At 43.1% G+C, this 18,020-nt stretch carries 17 protein-coding genes; 4 read left to right on the forward strand and 13 right to left on the reverse strand.

The annotated features are described in order from the left end of the window. Position 1: 1 nt before the first annotated feature. The 3 genes from HUZ36_RS13485 to tldD are packed head-to-tail and all read left to right on the forward strand — an operon-like array spanning position 2 to position 6,172. Positions 2 to 3,928, forward strand: coding sequence for a YhdP family protein (locus tag HUZ36_RS13485; protein ID WP_176033132.1), 3,927 nt, complete (start codon positions 2 to 4; stop codon positions 3,926 to 3,928). Further along, on the forward strand, positions 3,921 to 4,736 hold the full coding sequence (locus HUZ36_RS13490) for a carbon-nitrogen hydrolase family protein (protein ID WP_176033133.1): 816 nt from the start codon (positions 3,921 to 3,923) through the stop codon (positions 4,734 to 4,736). Before HUZ36_RS13485 ends, HUZ36_RS13490 begins: the two co-directional genes overlap by 8 nt. After that, positions 4,733 to 6,172, forward strand: coding sequence for a metalloprotease TldD (tldD, locus tag HUZ36_RS13495; protein WP_128730845.1), 1,440 nt, complete (start codon positions 4,733 to 4,735; stop codon positions 6,170 to 6,172). The genes HUZ36_RS13490 and tldD overlap by 4 nt, the downstream gene beginning before the upstream one ends. Before the next feature lie 67 nt (positions 6,173 to 6,239). Here the strand turns inward: tldD and yjgA are convergent, their stop codons facing one another. Then, on the reverse strand, positions 6,240 to 6,758 hold the full coding sequence (gene yjgA / locus HUZ36_RS13500; protein ID WP_125251183.1) for a ribosome biogenesis factor YjgA: 519 nt from the start codon (positions 6,756 to 6,758) through the stop codon (positions 6,240 to 6,242). A 137-nt stretch (positions 6,759 to 6,895) separates the two neighbouring features. Between yjgA and pmbA the strand changes: the two genes are divergently transcribed. Then, a complete protein-coding gene (pmbA, locus tag HUZ36_RS13505; protein ID WP_176033134.1) occupies positions 6,896 to 8,245 on the forward strand; it encodes a metalloprotease PmbA in 1,350 nt (449 codons plus the stop codon). 53 nt (positions 8,246 to 8,298) lie between these two features. Here pmbA and mgtE read toward each other — a convergent pair whose 3' ends face one another. The 12 genes from mgtE to HUZ36_RS13565 form a co-directional block, all read right to left on the reverse strand. Then, the gene (gene mgtE / locus HUZ36_RS13510) at positions 8,299 to 9,657 is read right to left on the reverse strand and encodes a magnesium transporter (protein WP_125251181.1); all 1,359 of its coding nucleotides are present in this window, start codon (positions 9,655 to 9,657) and stop codon (positions 8,299 to 8,301) included. 515 nt (positions 9,658 to 10,172) lie between these two features. Then, a complete protein-coding gene (locus HUZ36_RS13515) occupies positions 10,173 to 10,445 on the reverse strand; it encodes an HPr family phosphocarrier protein (protein WP_167508234.1) in 273 nt (90 codons plus the stop codon). Then, positions 10,435 to 11,307: an RNase adapter RapZ gene (gene rapZ / locus HUZ36_RS13520; protein ID WP_128730847.1), complete on the reverse strand. Its 873-nt coding sequence runs from the start codon at positions 11,305 to 11,307 to the stop codon at positions 10,435 to 10,437. Before rapZ ends, HUZ36_RS13515 begins: the two co-directional genes overlap by 11 nt. Further along, the gene (locus HUZ36_RS13525) at positions 11,300 to 11,758 is read right to left on the reverse strand and encodes a PTS sugar transporter subunit IIA (protein WP_125251178.1); all 459 of its coding nucleotides are present in this window, start codon (positions 11,756 to 11,758) and stop codon (positions 11,300 to 11,302) included. Before HUZ36_RS13525 ends, rapZ begins: the two co-directional genes overlap by 8 nt. A gap of 1 nt (position 11,759) precedes the next feature. Next, the gene (gene hpf, locus HUZ36_RS13530; protein ID WP_010376661.1) at positions 11,760 to 12,047 is read right to left on the reverse strand and encodes a ribosome hibernation promoting factor; all 288 of its coding nucleotides are present in this window, start codon (positions 12,045 to 12,047) and stop codon (positions 11,760 to 11,762) included. A 29-nt stretch (positions 12,048 to 12,076) separates the two neighbouring features. Next, on the reverse strand, positions 12,077 to 13,576 hold the full coding sequence (locus HUZ36_RS13535; protein ID WP_176033135.1) for an RNA polymerase factor sigma-54: 1,500 nt from the start codon (positions 13,574 to 13,576) through the stop codon (positions 12,077 to 12,079). Positions 13,577 to 13,622: 46 nt separating this feature from the next. Continuing rightward, positions 13,623 to 14,348, reverse strand: coding sequence for an LPS export ABC transporter ATP-binding protein (lptB, locus tag HUZ36_RS13540; protein WP_176033136.1), 726 nt, complete (start codon positions 14,346 to 14,348; stop codon positions 13,623 to 13,625). After that, positions 14,345 to 14,899, reverse strand: a complete 555-nt coding sequence (gene lptA, locus HUZ36_RS13545; RefSeq protein ID WP_176033137.1) for a lipopolysaccharide transport periplasmic protein LptA — start codon at positions 14,897 to 14,899, stop codon at positions 14,345 to 14,347. The genes lptB and lptA overlap by 4 nt, the downstream gene beginning before the upstream one ends. Next, a complete protein-coding gene (gene lptC / locus HUZ36_RS13550; protein WP_176033138.1) occupies positions 14,889 to 15,443 on the reverse strand; it encodes an LPS export ABC transporter periplasmic protein LptC in 555 nt (184 codons plus the stop codon). Before lptC ends, lptA begins: the two co-directional genes overlap by 11 nt. Further along, positions 15,440 to 15,991, reverse strand: coding sequence for a 3-deoxy-manno-octulosonate-8-phosphatase KdsC (gene kdsC / locus HUZ36_RS13555; protein ID WP_125251213.1), 552 nt, complete (start codon positions 15,989 to 15,991; stop codon positions 15,440 to 15,442). The genes lptC and kdsC overlap by 4 nt, the downstream gene beginning before the upstream one ends. Next, positions 15,991 to 16,962: a KpsF/GutQ family sugar-phosphate isomerase gene (locus tag HUZ36_RS13560; RefSeq protein WP_128730850.1), complete on the reverse strand. Its 972-nt coding sequence runs from the start codon at positions 16,960 to 16,962 to the stop codon at positions 15,991 to 15,993. Before HUZ36_RS13560 ends, kdsC begins: the two co-directional genes overlap by 1 nt. 9 nt (positions 16,963 to 16,971) lie before the next feature. Next, positions 16,972 to 17,931, reverse strand: coding sequence for a calcium/sodium antiporter (locus HUZ36_RS13565; protein WP_176033139.1), 960 nt, complete (start codon positions 17,929 to 17,931; stop codon positions 16,972 to 16,974). Positions 17,932 to 18,020 lie beyond the last annotated feature (89 nt).

Raw genomic sequence — 18,020 nt, forward strand, 5'->3', positions numbered from 1 at the left:
CATGCAGGCTAAGGCCGTTTGTTTTTTCTGCCTGCGCAAAGCATGGCAAATTTTTGCGATCACTTTAGTGACACTTGCGGTGCTGGTGTCTGCGTTAAAGTATGCCTTGCCCTATGCAAATGATTATAAAAGTAACATCGAAGCGCTTATCCAAAAGCAGCTCAATGTTGACATCAGTATAGGACAAATTAGTGCAAGCTGGGAGGGTAATGGCCCAGCTTTAGTGCTGGAATCACTCTCTTTTAAAGATAACCAGAATTCGCCTATTTCCATTAATATTGCGAAAACTTCATTACAGCTGAATGTGTTTGAGTCTGTGCGGCAGATGCAAATCGCATCTAATTACTTTGTGTTGGAAGGTTTTGAAGCTGATATTGACCTTCGCAAGCTCAGTAATACCCAAGAGCAAAATGAATTTGAGCAGCAAGCACTGCTTGAAAGTCTGTTTTTGGGAGATGTGGGGCACTTTGCTGTGCAAAGCAGTCGCCTTAACATTACCTTTGCCAGTGGTAAAACACATCGCTTACTGCTTAAAGACCTGGTATGGCAAAACTCCAGCGCGTTGCATGAAGGGATAGGGGAAATTGCATTACCGGGGTTTTCGCAGGGACAGTTCAATGCTCGCATATCTTTATCCGGAAGAAAGCTAAGTGAACTGGCGGGCGATATTTATGTGTCTGCTGACAAAGTAGATCCTGTTGACTGGTTAGAAGAACTTGTGACGTTAACCTATCCCAACCTCAGTGCAGACATTAATGCGCAACTATGGCTTGGGTTTGAACAGGGCGAGCTGCAAGACATCACGGTAGACATTAAACCAAGTGCGTTGACATGGGTTGAGGATGAGCGTGAGCGCACGCTGGTATTAGATGACGCACAATTTCTACTCACCCCCGATTCTGAAGGCCTGTGGATCCAAAGTAGTGGTATTCAGTTTACGCATAACCAAAAAGCACTCGAACCAATCCAGCTTGAAGCAAAATGGCTTAAGCACAATAAAACGTTTTGGCTCGAAAATATCAACGCTAGTTTACTGGCGGAGTTGGCCCAACTGGCGCAGTTTCCTGGGCGGGACTTACTTTATGGTATGAATCCTAATGGCCAACTGAGTGCGGCTAAGTTCAGTATTAGCGATGACGCTTCATGGTCAGCATGGGGGGTCGTTGAAAATATTGCAGTGGAACCGTATCAAGGGATCCCAGGTATTTATGGCGCACGATTAGAAGTTGTGGCGTTGGATAATCAAGTTAGGTTAAATGTTAGTGTTGATCAAAGTGAGCTTTTATCAAAAGAAACCTTTAAGAATAATATTGAAATTCAACAGTTAAGTGGTGATATTTTCATCCGAGAACAACAGCTAAGAGGGTGGCAAGTTTCTAGCCCTAATTTTTGGATAAGTAATCAAGACGTGGCGTTAGCTGCGGAGTTTTCATTACAATTAAATGACGATCCTACTTTAGACTTATATGCAGAGTTATCGGGTGGGCGAGGTGAGATAGCGTCTCGATATTATCCGGTAAGTATCATGCGTAAAAGCCTAGTCGACTATCTAGAATCAGGTATACAGGGCGGTCAGCATTTACAAACCCAAGTGTTACTTAATGGTCCTCTCTCGCATTTCCCGTTTGCTGATAAGCAAGGCCAGTTTGAAGTTAAATCACGTTTGAATGAAGTTAAATTTAACTTTGCACCCGGTTGGCCAAGCGTAACGTCTGGCGATGTTACTTTACACTTTGCAAATGAAAGAATGGATATTTATGTACATCGTGGTGAACTGGTTAATCAGACAGTTGATCAAGGTGTGGTGGTTAGCATTGAAGATCTCAATCAAGCAGATGTACTCACTGTAGATATTCTTCACAACACTGAAGCCAGTACATTACAACCTTTCTTCAGTGCAACGCCAATTGCTGATCCGCTCGAAAATATATTAGAAATTGTTCAGGCAAAAGGGAACACGACAGGAGAAGTGCTTCTCACTATGGATTTACATGATGGCGCTGTGCGTGCTCAAGGCGATGTTTATCTTAAAGATAATTCGGTTTTTTTAGCAAAACCAGGTATGCAGTTGGAGAAGGTAAATGGCATCATCGCATTCGATGATGACAATATTCAGGTGAATGAGTTAACTGCGACTTGGCTTGATATGCCACTGTCTATGAATTTATCCGGCTCAGGTAACAAGCAAAGTTATCAAGTGAGTAGCAAGATTGGCTTACAAGCTGGAATCACCCAACTAACACCCTATGCAAATGGCATTATTGATGGCTATTTTGAGGGGATTAGCATGCTCAATACTAAGTTAACACTCAACTTTGCTGACTCTGGCTTCAACTACAAAGCAACGTTTGATAGTGATCTACGTGGTATAACTAGTTATTTACCTGATCAGTTTGCTAAACCAGCACATCAAACCAAACTACTAAGTGGTACGGTGCTAGGTGATGATATTTCTAACCTGATCACGGCAAGACTAGACAGTCAATTGTATTTTAATGGCATCATAGATAACAGCACGGGGACCATGCGCAATGCGCATCTGATAATCGGAAGTAAAGACGAAGGCTTAAATAGCGAAGGGTTTGATATTACGATAAAACAACAAGAGATCGAACTGCTTCCTTGGTTACCTTTGATTGACCGTATTGTTTCGGTACCAAGTAGTGATACCGACAGCGCATTTTTGCCTGCATTGAATCAGGTTAGTGGGACGTTTTCAAAAGTAACTTTTTCGGATATTCCATTTTACGATGTTGATTTTGCAATGACGCCTTTAAATGGCGCTATGCAGCTTAAAATCAATAGTAAAGAAATGCGCACTCAGGTAGCAATACCAAGGTCTAGTTCTAGCCGACCGATACACATTAATAGTGACTATTTACGACTTAATTTGCCCAAAGAGGCGTCATCACAGCAAGGTTTACCCGCAGAGATTGATTCTCTTGACTGGTTACTCGAATTGCCTGCCACTGAATTTGTATGTGCCGACTGTAAGGTTGATGACTATCAATTAGACAAGGTGAACCTTTCTTTATTTGGTGACGGTAACAAGCTGATTATTTCCGAGTTAGTTATTGATAAAAAAGAACATAAATTAAATGCCAGTGGCCGGTTTGAACAAGGGAAAACGAGCCTAACGGGCGTACTTGCCAGTGATGATTTTGGGGAATTAATGGATGAATTTGATATTACATCTACTATCAAAGACTCTCGCGCCAATATAGAGTTTGCTATGGACTGGCAAGGTGCGCCCTATGATTTGGACATGCCAAGTCTTGCTGGAACCGTAACATGGCGCTTAGGGGAAGGGCATTTGGCAGAGATAAGCGATAAAGGGGCGCGGGTATTTTCATTATTGAGTTTAGATTCGTTGATTAGAAAACTGCGCCTTGACTTCAGAGACGTGTTCTCCAAAGGTTTTTTTTACAATGGTATGAGTGGCTCAGTACACTTAAATAATGGTGTAGCAGTCACTGAAGACACTAAATTAGATGGCGTACCAGCAGATTTAGCTATACGGGGTTATACTGATCTCAATACGTACGAAATTAATTATGATTTGGCTGTAGCACCCCAAGTCACCTCCAGTTTACCTGTGATAATGGCGTGGGCGGTGAATCCCGTTACTGGGTTGGCGGCATTGGCACTAGACAAAGTGATCCACTCTGCACGGGTTATCTCTGAAATAAACTTTAAGATCACCGGCACGATGCAAGAACCCATAGTGACAGAGGTTGATCGTAAGAGTAAAGAGGTCGAGTTACCGACGCCTATTATTCCGGTAAGTGAGCAATTACCAGACGACGAAACAATAAAAAGTGACAACCAGAACGAAGCAACTGAGCCCCCAGTTCAAAGTGGGGATGCTACACTTAAACAAGAAAAGCAGTCCATAGAGCCGCAAAATAAGGAAGGTGGCAATGGCTAAAGTCATCGCATTACCGATGTGCTCGGCACAGACCGCAGAGGTAAACCTAGCTTATCTGCGTCGTCAGTTAGCTTTGTTGGTCATTGAGGAAGAAACTTTAGTTTGCTTGCCTGAAAGCTGGCTGGCATTTTGTGAGAATGCGCAGCAAGCTTGGGAAGGTGCACATCACAGTGAGCAGTACCTTACAGAGCTATCAGCTCTTTGTCGTCAATATGGCATTTGGCTTGCTGCTGGCACTATTGCAACACTGGGTGTTGATGAAAAGTACTTGGCAGCCAGCTATTTATTTAACTCGTGTGGAGAGATAGTAGCACGCTACAATAAGATCCACCTATTTGATGCCAATATAAGTGACAAGACTAAACAATACCGAGAGTCTGAGCGAACCCTTCCTGGACAGGAGATAGTGGTTGCTGACAGTCCATTCGGTAAAATTGGCTTCAGTGTATGTTATGACTTACGCTTTGCAAGCTTATATCAAGCGATGAGAGTATTAGGCGCTGAGCTATTTTTAGTTCCTAGTGCGTTTACTTGTGCAACAGGGGCAGCGCATTGGCAGCCCTTGTTACAAGCAAGAGCAATTGAAAATCAGTGCTATGTGGTAGCGGCTGCACAGTCTGGTAACCATGAAAATGGTAGAGAAACATACGGTCATAGCTTAATCGTATCACCTTGGGGTGAGATTTTGGCAGACACAAAGACGAGTTTGGAGCCCATCTCCCAAAAGATTGATAGAGCACTTCTTGATTCTATCCGAAGAAACATGCCGGTAATGGATCACAACCGATTTAAAAGTGAGTTTTTATGAGTAATGTAGAGCAAAATTTACTGACCAATAGCCAGCTGACGAGAGAGCAACTTACACAAACGCTTGATTATATTCACCAGCACAAAGTAAATTATGCCGATTTATACTTTCAATCGAGTCACCACGAAACCTGGGTACTTGAAGACGGTATAGTCAAAGATGGTAGCTACAATATTGAGCGTGGCGTTGGTGTGCGTGCCGTCAGTGGTGAAAAAACGGGTTTTAGTTATTCAGATGCCATCAATATTGAAGCATTAAATAAAGCGGCTGAGGCTGCGCGTAGTATTGCACAAACTGGTGAAAGTCATAAAGTGCAAGTATTTAGCGATGTATCAGCACCAATCCAATTCCAACCAGCACAACCTATTACTAGCATGGCTGATGCTGATAAGGTGTCTCTGTTAAGAGAAATGGAGCAATGTATCCGTGACTTAGCACCAGAAGCACAACAAGTCGTTAGCTCATTATCCGCGGTATATGAAGAGGTGTTAATTGCTGCGAGTGACGGTACATTTGCGACCGATATTCGTCCATTAATTCGCTTAAATTGCTCAGTACTATTAGAGAAAAATGGTCGCCGTGAACGCGGCAGTGCTGGAGGTGGTGCGCGTTTAGATTATGGCTACTTTAAGGAATTGGTAGATGGTGAACCTAGATGGATGCAGTTTGCAAAAGAAGCGGTAAGGCAAGCTCAAATTAATCTTGAAGCCATTGATGCTCCGGCAGGCACTATGCCTGTCGTCCTCGGTTCTGGTTGGCCTGGAGTTTTGTTGCATGAGGCTGTTGGACACGGCTTAGAAGGTGACTTTAACCGTAAAGGTGCATCAGCATTTAGCGGCCGTATTGGTGAACAAGTTGCTTCTAGCTTATGTACTGTGGTTGACGATGGTACGCTTGCTAATCGCAGAGGCTCTTTAAATATAGATGATGAAGGGACTCCAGCAGCTTACAATGTGTTGATTGAAAACGGTATTTTAAAAGGCTACATGCAGGACAAGCAAAATGCGAGCTTGATGGGAGTTGCGCCAACAGGTAATGCTCGTCGCGAGTCATATGCGCATCTACCTATGCCGAGAATGACAAATACCTACATGTTAGCGGGAGAGCATACGCAAGAGGAAATCATCCGCAGCGTTGATAAAGGCATATTTGCTAATAATTTTGGTGGCGGTCAGGTCGATATTACGTCTGGTAAGTTTGTATTTTCAGCTTCAGAAGCCTACCTAATCGAAAATGGCAAGATCACCCAACCGATTAAAGGAGCCACTTTGATTGGCAATGGCCCTGAAGTGATGAAAAAAGTTTCTATGGTTGGTAATGATTTATCGTTAGATAGAGGTGTTGGTGTGTGTGGTAAAGATGGCCAAAGCGTTCCTGTTGGTGTTGGTCAGCCAAGCTTGAAAATTGATGAGCTAACAGTGGGTGGCACCGCTTAATACTATTTTGTCGACAATAAAAAGGCGCTGATGCGCCTTTTTGTCCTTATTCATTGGCCCGGGTGAGCTATGGCATAATCACTTCTTTTAAATATTGAAATAGCTCTCTGTACGCTTTACCAGGTTTCTCTGCCTTTAACTCTTTGCTTGCTTGGCGTGCCATTTGGCGCATTTTTTGGCGCTCAAGTTCAGGGTACTCTAGCAATAATTCGTTAATTTTACTGTCACCCTTGGCAATAACATCATCTCGAATATGCTCAATTTTATTGAGCAAAACGTCTGCTTGGTTGTTCTTATTAAGGAGTAAATCCATTGCCGCTTGAATATCATCAATGTTTGCAGTGGTACGTAACGTTTTCGAGATATAATTCATGTGACGGCGATAAGCATCTGTTTTGGCTCGGATCTTATCAGCAACGGCCATTGCTTCTTTGAGCTCATCGGTTAAAGGGAGCTTCTCACGCTGTTTTTTACCCAGCCCTGCAATCTCACAGCCAAGCTCGTGTAATTCCTGCGCCTCACGTTTTAGCTCACTTTTGGAAACGTAAATAATCTCTTCTTCAGTCGGTTGCTCGTGTTTAGCCATTGCTCTTGTCTATACTTTGAATAATTAAGGTCTCTAACCCTAGAGTATACCACAATTGATCACTACAATAGTGAGTAGCTGTGTTAGCATATTAACTTAATCAGCTTTAGTCAGATGAGCAAGCGGACAAGGTATCTATGACTCAACCTCAACAACACCCAATATTTAGCCAAATTGATGATGTAAAAAATGCTGTTGCTGAAGTACTTGCACAGGCAAAAAAACTAGGAGCAACCTCCGCTGAGGCTGCAATGTCAAGTACCTCAGGGTTATCTGTAAGTACGCGTATGGGAGAGGTTGAAACCATTGAATTTAACCAAGATGGTGGGCTGGGGATAAGTGTATATGTTGGCAACCACAAAGGTTCTGCATCGACAGCTGATCTTAGCCCTAAGGCATTGCGCTCGGTTGTAGAAAAGGCAATCGATATCGCCAAGTTTACATCGGATGATCCTTGTAATGGGGTCGCAGATGAGGCGCTATTGGAAATGTCTCCTCCTGAACTAGATCTATTTCACCCGTGGGAAGTTTCTCCGGATGAAGCCATAGAGCAGTGTATCGCGGCGGAAAAAGCAGCGCTTGACTACGACCCCAGAATAGTTAACTCGGATGGTGCGAGTTTATCCAGTCACCAAGGGATCCGAGTGTATGGTAATAGTCATGGACTGATCGCGGGCTTTCCACGAACAAGACACAGTTTAAGCACTATGGTAATAGGGAAAGAAGCAGAGCAAATGCAAAGAGACTCTGCGTTTACGCTTTCCCGCGTACATACTGAGCTTAAATCTGCTAATGCTGTTGGACTTGAAGCGGCTCAGTCGACGTTAGCGAAGCTAGGTAGTCAAAAGCTATCTACACGCAAAGTGCCTGTGATTTTCCGCGCTGATATTGCCAATAGCTTATTTGGACACTTAGTGTCAGCCATTGGTGGTGGCGCTTTGTATCGAAAATCAAGTTTCTTAATGGACTCTTTAGATACTCAAATTTTTAATACTTGTGTCAATATCGAAGAGAAGCCTCATTTGCTGCAAGGGTTAGCATCAAGCCCATTTGATAGTGAAGGAGTGAAAACAATAGATCGTGAAATTATCACAGACGGTGTACTGAATACTTACTTATTGGCAAGTTATGCGGCGCGCAGGATGAATATGCAAGCTACAGGGCATGCTGGTGGTATACATAATTGGCTAGTAAAACCTACCCATGATGACTTGAGCGCTTTACTGGCGACTATGGGCACAGGTTTACTGGTAACCGAGTTGATGGGACAGGGGGTCAATACGGTAACTGGTGACTACTCAAGAGGTGCAGCAGGGTTTTGGGTAGAAAATGGTGTGATACAGTATCCTGTCAGTGAAATCACGATTGCAGGTAATCTAAAAGACATGTTTGCCAACATTGAAGGGTTAGGTGGTGATATCGAATGTCGAGGCGCGGTACAAACTGGTTCGGTGCTACTCAATAGCATGCAGATTGCAGGAGAATAACACTGCACCCTATTAAGTAATGCTGGCGGTATTGCCAGCATTATCTGTCATTGTTAAACGAGCAGCCAAGTTGCAGTGCCAAGGAATGCAAAAATTCCGACAATATCAGTGACTGTTGTTAGCACCACACTTCCTGCTAGAGCAGGGTCGATATTCATTTTTTTCAGCATAATTGGGATACTTGCACCAGCAATACCCGCTGCGACTAAATTCATAAACATAGCGAAGGCGATGACTGCACCGAGTGTGAAATCCCACTGCCACACTGCAATGACACCCGCGATTAACAACGACCATAGCAACCCATTTAATGCACCAATGGCCAGCTCTTTACCCATTAAAAACTTCTGGTTGGTTTGATTGATATGACCAAGGGCTATACCACGAATAACCAGTGTTAACGTTTGACTACCTGCAACCCCACCCATACTTGGTACGATGCCATTTAGTACTGCAAGGATTGGCAAAATATCTAAAGTACCTTCGAAAAAGCTGGCGACGAATGCTGCCATTAACGCTGTAAGCAAGTTTATGCCCAGCCAAATTGAACGGCGCTTGCTACTTTTAAGAACAGGAGCAAAGGTGTCTTCCTCGTCCTCAAGACCGGCCATACTTAATAGACTGTGCTCGGCATCTTCACGAATAACATCGACCACATCATCAATGGTAACACGGCCGAGAAGGTGGGCATTATCGTCAACGACAGGAGCTGAAATCCAGTTATGACGCTCAAACAGTTGTGCAACCTCAGATTCATCCATGGAGATAGGAATGGTTTCCTTATCTTCATCCATCAACTCGCGAACAATACTATCTGGTGAATTAGTGAGTAAAATATTGACAGGTAGCGTGCCTAAAAAGCAGTTATCTTTATCCACGACATACAGCTCATCAGTACCATCAGGTAGCTCACCTTTGAGGCGAAGGTACCTAAATACCACTTCCAAAGTGACATCTGGCCGTATAGTGACCGTATCTGTGCTCATCAGAGCGCCAGCGGAGTTCTCCTTGTAGGATAATGCCTGTGTAGCACGCTCTCTATCCTGTGTATCCATCGCACCGATAACATCCTGATAAACGGTATCAGGAAGGCTACGAAGGACATCACCTAAGTCATCATCATCCATGTCTTCGGTTGCAGCTGCGATAAGCTCAGGTTCCATCTGAGCGATGATCCCTAGCCTTACATCCTCAGACAGTTCCTCGAGCACATCCCCTTGAATATCTGGGTCAACAAGTTGCCAGAGCATAGAGCGAACTTTATGAGGTGATGACTCTAGTAGGAGTGCGGTATCACAAGGAGCGGTTTCTGCTAGCATACGCCTTACTTGAACAAACTGACCACTGTTTAAGGCTTTGGTAACCTTTTGAAGTTGCTCCAGTGTATAGTCTTGTTCAAATACTTCAGGCATACGCGTCCTTTTTGATAATGTTGACAGTAAATGATAGTGGTTTGCTCGCCCCAACATGCTGTAATGTATTCAGAAACCATGTCTTGTAAAAATGTGACACAATATATTTCCGTGGGTGGGCTGCCAGTTTATTCTAGCTTTATTTATTATAAATGAATTACCACCTCAACCGACTCAAAACTGGGATATACCATACTAGCTTCGTTTAGCCTCATGTATCGAAATAATCACCTCAGCTTAGGAGCATTAATTTATTCTAAATAAGAGTTTTTTAACGCAGTTACTAGCGTCAGGCTTACCCCTTCAAATTGAGCAAGTATTAAGACAGTTGGTATCACGCCCTTCTAGCAGCCAGTTTTAGCGCTAACAGCCACTACAGTGTAACGCAGTTTTCTTTGTTCTACCAAGGTTTACAGGCGAGTAGGCGAGACTTATTTAATTGAATTTGCGTATCGAAGTGTAGCACATGTTATATGAATTGGTGCTGACACAATACCTGTTACGGTTGTGGGGAGTTATTCTGATTCATTGAACTTATTATGGATCAGCATACCGATAGCATCCAGTGCGGGCTGCGCATCAGGGCCGCTACACACAACTTTAACTTCTTTACCTTGGCTGCTCTCCAGAAGTAGCAGTGCCAGAACGCTATCCGCTGACGCGCTTTTATCGCCCTGATATAAAGTCACCTCTGCATCAAACTGAACGGCAAGCTGAGCCAGTTCAGTCGCTGCTCGAGCATGTAATCCAAGCTTATTTTGGATTAAAAATGTATCTTCACACATTATTCTCTTGCTCACGATGGCGGATTTTTACGTTAGAGTGTGTTTTTGCAAAGCGCTCACCAATCGTTTGTGCTAAATAAACAGAGCGGTGCTGGCCACCAGTACAGCCTATAGCTATGGTTAAGTAGCTACGGTTGTTTCGTTCAAGGTGTGGCAACCAAGTTTGGACAAACGTTTGAATTTGCCAAGTAAATTTCTGCACTATGCTATGACTTGAGAGATAGTCTTTTACCGGCTGATCTAGCCCCGTTAATGGCTTTAGCTCTGGTTCCCAGTGCGGGTTTGGTAAAAAACGCGCATCAAATACGTAATCTGCTTGTTTTGGAATACCGTGCTTGAAGCCAAAAGACTCAAAGGTAATGATAAGTTGTTTATTTTTCTGACCTAAAATCTTTTCACGAATATCTTCTGCCAGTTGGTGCACGCTAAGGCTGGTAGTATCAATTAAGAAGTCAGCTCTAGTCGTCAATACATCTAACAGCTCACGCTCTTTTTTAATTGCAACGTCTAAAGGCAGGTTGTGTATTGATAATGGATGCAAACGGCGCGTTTCTGAAAAACGTTTAATGAGCGTCTGATCATCGCTGTCTAGATAAAACAGGATTGGTTTAGCAAAACCTGGTAAGTACTCGAGTATATCGTTGAACTCATCTTGTTCTTTGGGGAGGTTGCGGACATCGATACTAACAGCAACTTTGTTGTAGTTGTCAGAAACACTACGAACTAAAGAGGGGAGTAAATTAACCGGAATATTGTCGACACAATAGTAGCCTAAATCTTCTAATACTCGAAGTGCTACAGACTTACCAGAACCAGAACGGCCACTGATAATGATAAGCTCGAGTCCTTTTTCTTCATCACTCATCAAATTCACCTTGGATCACTGCATATAACTCATCGTCATTTTTCGCTTGCCTGAGCATTTTGCAAAATGACTTATTTTTGAGTGTATCAGCAATCGCAGCTAAGGTCTTTAAGTGTTGTTGATTATCTCCTTCAGGTACGATGAATGCGACAAAAATATCGACAGGCTGTTTGTCGATCGCCTCAAACGGGATCCCTTGTTCGCTTACCAAGACCATCGCCAGTATTTTATCAATACCTTCAAGTCGCCCATGAGGAATTGCGATCCCTTTACCTATACCTGTACTTCCCAGCTTTTCTCGTGCCATAAGGGCATCTAAGATAGTGTGCTGGCTGGTATCAGGGATTTGGCTATGCGCTAATTCGCTAATGTACTCGAGAATACGTTTTTTGCTACTAAAAAGGACCGCAGCTTTGCTACAGTCCTTATTCACTAATTCACTTAATTTCATTTTAGTGTCGAGTGAGCTTCTCTTTGTGTTTAATTACTTGACGGTCTAGTTTGTCAATCAGGCCATCAATTGCTGCATACATGTCTTGATGCTCTGTTGATGCAAATAGCTCGCCGCCATTTACGTGCAATGTTGCTTCTGCTTTTTGAACTAGTTTTTCGACATCAAGGATCACATGAACGTTATTGATATGATCAAAGTGCCTCTCAAGCTTCGCAAACTTGTTGGTGACATAATCTCTTAAAGAGTCAGTGATTTCTACATGGCGACCAGTTAAATTTAGTTGCATAAGCATTTTTCCTTCTTGTGTTTAACGTCTTATATCAAGCTTTTACGCTGATTTGACGGTGGAATGGCTAGGGATTCACGATATTTTGCAATCGTGCGTCTCGCTACCTTAATTCCTTGTTCAGCTAAAATATCTGCAATTTTGCTATCACTTAATGGTTTAGCAGTGTTTTCCGCAGCTATTAGCTTTTTGATGAGTGCTCGTATTGCTGTTGAGGAGCACTCACCTCCATTTTCGGTACTGACATGGCTTGAGAAGAAATACTTCAGCTCAAATATGCCCCTTGGTGTGTGCATGTACTTTTGGGTGGTGACACGAGAAATCGTAGATTCGTGCATATCAACCATCTCTGCGACATCGTTTAACACCATAGGTCTCATCGCTTCGGGGCCATGTTCAAAGAATGCCTGTTGTTGTTGCACAATGCAATTGGTAACTTTCAATAAAGTGTCATTGCGACTTTCTAAGCTCTTAATAAACCACTTTGCTTCTTGAAGGTGTGAGCGAATAAACTGGCTATCAGTACTCGATTTAGCAGTTCTCGACATCGCAGCGTAGTGGTCATTTACTCTAATCTTAGGCATCGCATCAGGGTTTAGCTCTACAACCCAGCGGCCTTTCACTTTTTTTACCGACACATCTGGAATAACGTATTCTGGTTCTTCATGAATAATACTCGCAGCTGGCTTAGGGTTAAGACTGTGGATCAGCGTCATAACTTCTTTTAGCTCAGCTTCTTTTAAGCGTGTTTTTTTCGCTAAGGTACGGTAATCACGGCTCGCAAGTAAATCAATGTGCTCGGTCAGGATCATCTTGGTTTCGGTGATCCACGGTGTGTCAGGTGCAAATTGATTTAACTGAATACATAAACATTCTTGCAAACTTCGTGCAGCAATACCGACAGGGTCAAACAACTGGATACGTTTAAGTACGGCTTCGACTTCATCCAACTCTACCGGCTCTTCACTGTTTTCATCATTGATACTTTCTAAAATATCTTCACAGGAAAGCGTTAAAATGCCAGACAGATCTACCGCTTCGATGATGGCAATAGCAATGGCTCTATCTGTTGGGCTAAATGGCGTAAGTTCTAACTGCCACATTAGGTAGTCGTGTAGTGATTCGGAAGTCTCTCCCTGGTAGACGTTATCATCATCAGGTAAAGGAGCTGCGCTTGATGCTGGTGCAGCACTCATATATTCATCCCAAGTCACATCCATGGCAAGATCATCACTAACCGTTTCTTTGCTCATGGCGGTATCTGAGTCCATTTCATACTCGCTGACAGGCGCTTCATCTGAGCTTTGCTGACTATCGTCCGTATTATTTTTATCTTGGCTTTGTTGTTCAGTACTTTCTGCGTCTGCGGTATCGCTTTCTTCCACTTCCAATAGTGGGTTGCTGTCCAACGCTTCTTGTATTTCTTGCTGTAGATCCAACGTACTAAGCTGCAACAGGCGTATGGCTTGTTGCAGTTGTGGAGTCATTGTAAGTTGCTGCCCCATGCGCAGCTGTAATGATTGCCTCATGTATCTCTAACAATCCCTTTTAACAGTTATTAATACTACGTCTTAACTATAGCTTGAATTGTTCGCCTAGGTAGACATCTCTTACGGTTTGATCCGCTAAAACATGTTCTGGCGTACCAGCGGCGATTAATTCACCGTGTGAAACGATGTAGGCTTTTTCACATACGTCCAGCGTTTCTCTTACATTGTGGTCGGTGATCAGTACACCGATCCCACGATTTTTAAGGTGCTCAATGATTGTCTTTATATCTAACACTGAAATTGGATCAACGCCAGCAAAAGGTTCATCTAACAAGATAAACTTAGGATTAGCGGCTAAAGCACGAGCAATTTCTACCCGTCTTCTCTCTCCTCCAGATAATGCCATCCCTTGAGAATCACGGATGTGTTGGATATTAAATTCATCCAACAACTCATTAAGCTGAGCTTCTCTTTCAACTTTAGACAAATCTTTGCGGGTTTCCAAAATAGCCATGAGGTTTTGATATACCGTTAGCTTCCTAAATATGGATGACTCTTGAGGTAAATATCCAATCCCTAGGCGTGCGCGACTGTGCATCGGGAGTAGGGTGATATCATCATCATCGATTTGTATAAAGCCTTTGTCACTTGGTACTAAGCCCACAATCATATAAAAAGTAGTGGTTTTCCCCGCACCATTAGGGCCAAGTAAACCAACGATGCTACCTGCTTCGACACTCAGTCCTACATTTTTGACAACTTGGCGACCTTTATAACTTTTTGCCAAGCCTGTTGCTTTGAGCTCGCTCATGAATTGTTACCTTTTTCCTGTGGATCTTCACTTTTTTCCACGCTGGTGTCAGATTTCTTTTCAACAGGAACCAGAATTGTTCTAACCCGAGAGTCGCCCTGTTCAGAGCGCTCGGCACTAATGAGTTGCTTTTCGATATGATAAGTAATGACTTGTGCACTACTTTTTTGACCCGCTTGCGATATTTCAGCATTGCCAGTAAGTACTAATTTTAATTCGGCAACATCATAGCGAATTTCATTAGCCGCTGCGCGTAAGGTTGTACCATCTGCCTGAGCTTCTTCAAAAACCGCAGGGTTGCCAGTAGCAATTAGTAGCTGCTTATTTGAACCAAGCTCAGCGCGGCGGTGCACTTCCAAACGATCAGCATTGATTTTTCTTGTGCCATGAATAATGACAACGTTTTGCTCGAAAATGCCTATGTTACTTTGCAGTTGAGCTTGCTGACGGCCAGCATCGATAATGACTTCATTTTGCTCTGCAGCAGCTGCGAAAGTGGAACTTGCGAGCAAGCCGAAGAAAACTAATTTGTTAATTATTTTACTGGTCATAATAAATTGTCTTTGTATGGTTGATGAGCTCAATCAGCTGTTTTTGCAAGTCTGCATGTAGGCCTTTACCGGTAATTTTAAGGCTAGGGCCTGTGATAATGACGGGGTGTTCTGATTTCATCAACTTTTGTTTAATTTCAACCCTGACATTGTCGGCATTGATAGTACTGATCATTGCGTCTGGTGTGAGGTTTTTTGCTAAAACATCCCCTTCTAAAATCAGGGTGTTGTTCTCGTATAATGTGGCTTCCAATGCGCTTATCTGCCAATTTTGCTCACCGTTATATAATGTAAAAATGGGTTTTGCAAAGTGGCTAAAACCAAGGTCTTGATAAAGTTCCATTTTATCAGCAGTCACATGGTAGTTTAGTAAGCCATTTTCACTGTAGGTAGTCTGCTCTAATGCGGTCGCCACATAATCGGGTTTAGCAAGTGGTTCATCGTCACTTTTCTTGTTGATTTCTGATGCGTTAAACATCGGCGACCACAGCCAAATCATCAGCGCACTAAAAGTAATGAGCAGAATGACACGAAGCACAGTCATGTACTTGACCCTGTAGTGGTAAGAGGGTGGTTTTGGCTGAGCATGAGCAGATCTGTTAACTCTCTGACGGCGCCAAAGCCTCCCGGCATCAAAGTGGTATAGTGGGCAATGCGTTTTATCAGCGGATGTGCATCATTCACGGCGACAGCAAAGCCAACTTGCTCCATCACTGGCAGATCAGGGCCATCATCGCCAATATAGGCAATGTCTGCATCCTTCAGATTAAGCTGCGTTTTTAGTGCTTCATATGCCACTAGCTTGTTTTCTTGACCTTGGTAAATATGCGTTACATTTAAACTAGTCATGCGTTGCTGAACTATTTGTGAATGTCTACCTGTGATGACCGCAACCTCAATACCGCAGTTTACTAGCGCTTTGATACCGAAGCCGTCTTTGGTATTGAATGCCTTTAATTCTTCACCGTTGTTACCTAGATAAATGCGTCCGTCAGAGAATACACCGTCAATATCGCAAATTAAGAGTTTAATTTGAGTTGCTTTTTGCCAAGCATCTGTTGAGATATCTTGATAAAGGTCACTAAACTGCATCATAGCACTCCCGCTCTAAGTAAATCTTGGGTATTCAATGCACCCACAGGGACATTATTCTCGTCAACCACAATTAGTCCATTGATGCGTTTATTTTCCATAATATTTAGCACCTCAGCAGCGAGCATATCGGCGCGTGCGGTGGTACTTTTTGCGGTCATAACTTGTGTGATTGGCGTTGTGTGTATGTCTACTTTTTGTTCTATGATACGGCGCAAGTCACCGTCTGTAAAAATACCTTGCAATTGTGTCTGCTCGTCGACAATCGCTGTCATTCCAAGACTTTTTGCAGACATTTCGAAAAGGGCTTCTTTGACGGTACAGTTGCTACTGACCATAGGAATGGCACTGTCTTTGTGCATGATGTCAGCGACTGTGAGTAATAGTCGTTTGCCTAAACTTCCTCCCGGGTGAGAAAGCGCGAAATCATCGGCAGTAAATCCTCTGGCTTCAAGTAGAGCAACTGCTAATGCGTCTCCCATAACCAGCGTTGCTGTGGTACTTGCTGTGGGCGCTAATCCTAGTGGGCACGCCTCTTTTGACACTTTAACGCAAAGGTGAACACTAGCGTTGCGAGCCATGGTTGAGCTTGGGTTGCCTGTCATAGAGATCACAGGTGCACCTAAACGTTTAATTATCGGTAAGATTGAGATAACTTCTTGGGTTTCACCTGAATTTGATATCATCAAAACCACATCATCTTTGGTGATCATACCTAAATCGCCATGACTAGCCTCACCTGGGTGCACGAAAAAAGCAGGGCTTCCTGTGCTGGCGAGTGTAGCGGCAATTTTATTTCCAATATGACCTGACTTACCCATACCAATAACAATAATTCGACCTTGGCAATTAAACATTATTTTACAAGCTTGCTCAAACTGTTGATCGACAAACTGCTGCACTTCCTCTATTGCTGCAAGCTCAGTAGCAAACACTTGATTAGCAGATTCAATAAATGGGGTCGTTGTCACGTGTATTCCTTAAATGATGTAGTAAATATATCCGATAAAGCAGGCGAGTAACAAACCACCTTCAAAGCGGTTGATACGACGTTTACCAGTAATGCTTAAGCTCATAATAAGTAGCAATAGTGTTGCACCAAGCATAATAAATATATCACGAGCCGCGATATTGGTATCTAATACGGAGGGATTGATGATCCCCGCAATAGACAGTACCGCAAGGATATTAAAAATATTCGAACCAATGATATTACCTAGCGCTAAATCGTCTTCATTTTTTAATACGCCAGCTACACAGGCTGCGAGTTCAGGTAAACTGGTTCCTACCGCGATGATAGTTAACCCAATCAATAAGTCGCTCATCCCAAAGTACTTTGCAATATCAACAGCTGCACCCACCAGATAATCGGCGCTAACGGGGAGCAAAATCATACCAACAACAAGCCAAAAAATAGCTTTTTGTGTGGGGACATTATCCGGCACCTCTTCACACGCTTCACTAACGAAAGGATCGTCATTGCTGTTGCCGCTGCGTTTGGTAATGATAATTAAGGTAAGGAGAAATGCTGTGAAGCCAATAAGCAGTAATATACCTTCAACAAAACTGAAGTTATTGTCACTGACAATATACCAAGCTCCCAAGGAAACAATGATAAGAAGTGGCATTTCTCGACGTAAAATTCCTGAGCCAACCGAAAGTGGCCGGAGTAAGGCGGTGATCCCAAGGACTAATAATATATTGGCAATGTTAGAACCTACGGCGTTACCAACGGCTGTGTCTGTTTTATCTGCAAGAGCGGCCTGTGCAGCAACCATCATTTCGGGGGCTGAAGAGCCCATGGCGACAATGGTTAAGCCAACAATTAATGTTGGTACACCAAAGTTTCGAGCTAAAGCTGCTGCGCCAAAAACGAAGCGGTCGGCACTCCAAACCAGTGCAATAAAGCCAAGAATGAGAATAACAAACGATAAAACCATGAACCTCTAGCCAATAGGATTAAAATTTCGTTAGATACTACCAAATGCGCCTTGGAAAGTATAAGCAAACCGTCACATTTAACGACTTA

Origin of the sequence: Pseudoalteromonas sp. McH1-7 (assembly GCF_013366255.1) — a bacterium.
Taxonomy (GTDB): Bacteria; Pseudomonadota; Gammaproteobacteria; order Enterobacterales; family Alteromonadaceae; genus Pseudoalteromonas; species Pseudoalteromonas peptidolytica.

Bases quoted from the DNA above. Each gene is read 5' to 3' on its own strand.
- HUZ36_RS13485 (WP_176033132.1), top strand. From the start codon at position 2: ATGCAGGCTAAGGCCGTTTGTTTTTTCTGCCTGCGCAAAGCATGGCAA.
- HUZ36_RS13490 (WP_176033133.1), top strand. From the start codon at position 3,921: ATGGCTAAAGTCATCGCATTACCGATGTGCTCGGCACAGACCGCAGAG.
- tldD (WP_128730845.1), top strand. From the start codon at position 4,733: ATGAGTAATGTAGAGCAAAATTTACTGACCAATAGCCAGCTGACGAGA.
- yjgA (WP_125251183.1), bottom strand. From the start codon at position 6,758: ATGGCTAAACACGAGCAACCGACTGAAGAAGAGATTATTTACGTTTCC.
- pmbA (WP_176033134.1), top strand. From the start codon at position 6,896: ATGACTCAACCTCAACAACACCCAATATTTAGCCAAATTGATGATGTA.
- mgtE (WP_125251181.1), bottom strand. From the start codon at position 9,657: ATGCCTGAAGTATTTGAACAAGACTATACACTGGAGCAACTTCAAAAG.
- rapZ (WP_128730847.1), bottom strand. From the start codon at position 11,307: ATGAGTGATGAAGAAAAAGGACTCGAGCTTATCATTATCAGTGGCCGT.
- HUZ36_RS13525 (WP_125251178.1), bottom strand. From the start codon at position 11,758: ATGAAATTAAGTGAATTAGTGAATAAGGACTGTAGCAAAGCTGCGGTC.
- hpf (WP_010376661.1), bottom strand. From the start codon at position 12,047: ATGCAACTAAATTTAACTGGTCGCCATGTAGAAATCACTGACTCTTTA.
- HUZ36_RS13535 (WP_176033135.1), bottom strand. From the start codon at position 13,576: ATGAGGCAATCATTACAGCTGCGCATGGGGCAGCAACTTACAATGACT.
- lptB (WP_176033136.1), bottom strand. From the start codon at position 14,348: ATGAGCGAGCTCAAAGCAACAGGCTTGGCAAAAAGTTATAAAGGTCGC.
- lptA (WP_176033137.1), bottom strand. From the start codon at position 14,899: ATGACCAGTAAAATAATTAACAAATTAGTTTTCTTCGGCTTGCTCGCA.
- lptC (WP_176033138.1), bottom strand. From the start codon at position 15,443: ATGACTGTGCTTCGTGTCATTCTGCTCATTACTTTTAGTGCGCTGATG.
- kdsC (WP_125251213.1), bottom strand. From the start codon at position 15,991: ATGCAGTTTAGTGACCTTTATCAAGATATCTCAACAGATGCTTGGCAA.
- HUZ36_RS13565 (WP_176033139.1), bottom strand. From the start codon at position 17,931: ATGGTTTTATCGTTTGTTATTCTCATTCTTGGCTTTATTGCACTGGTT.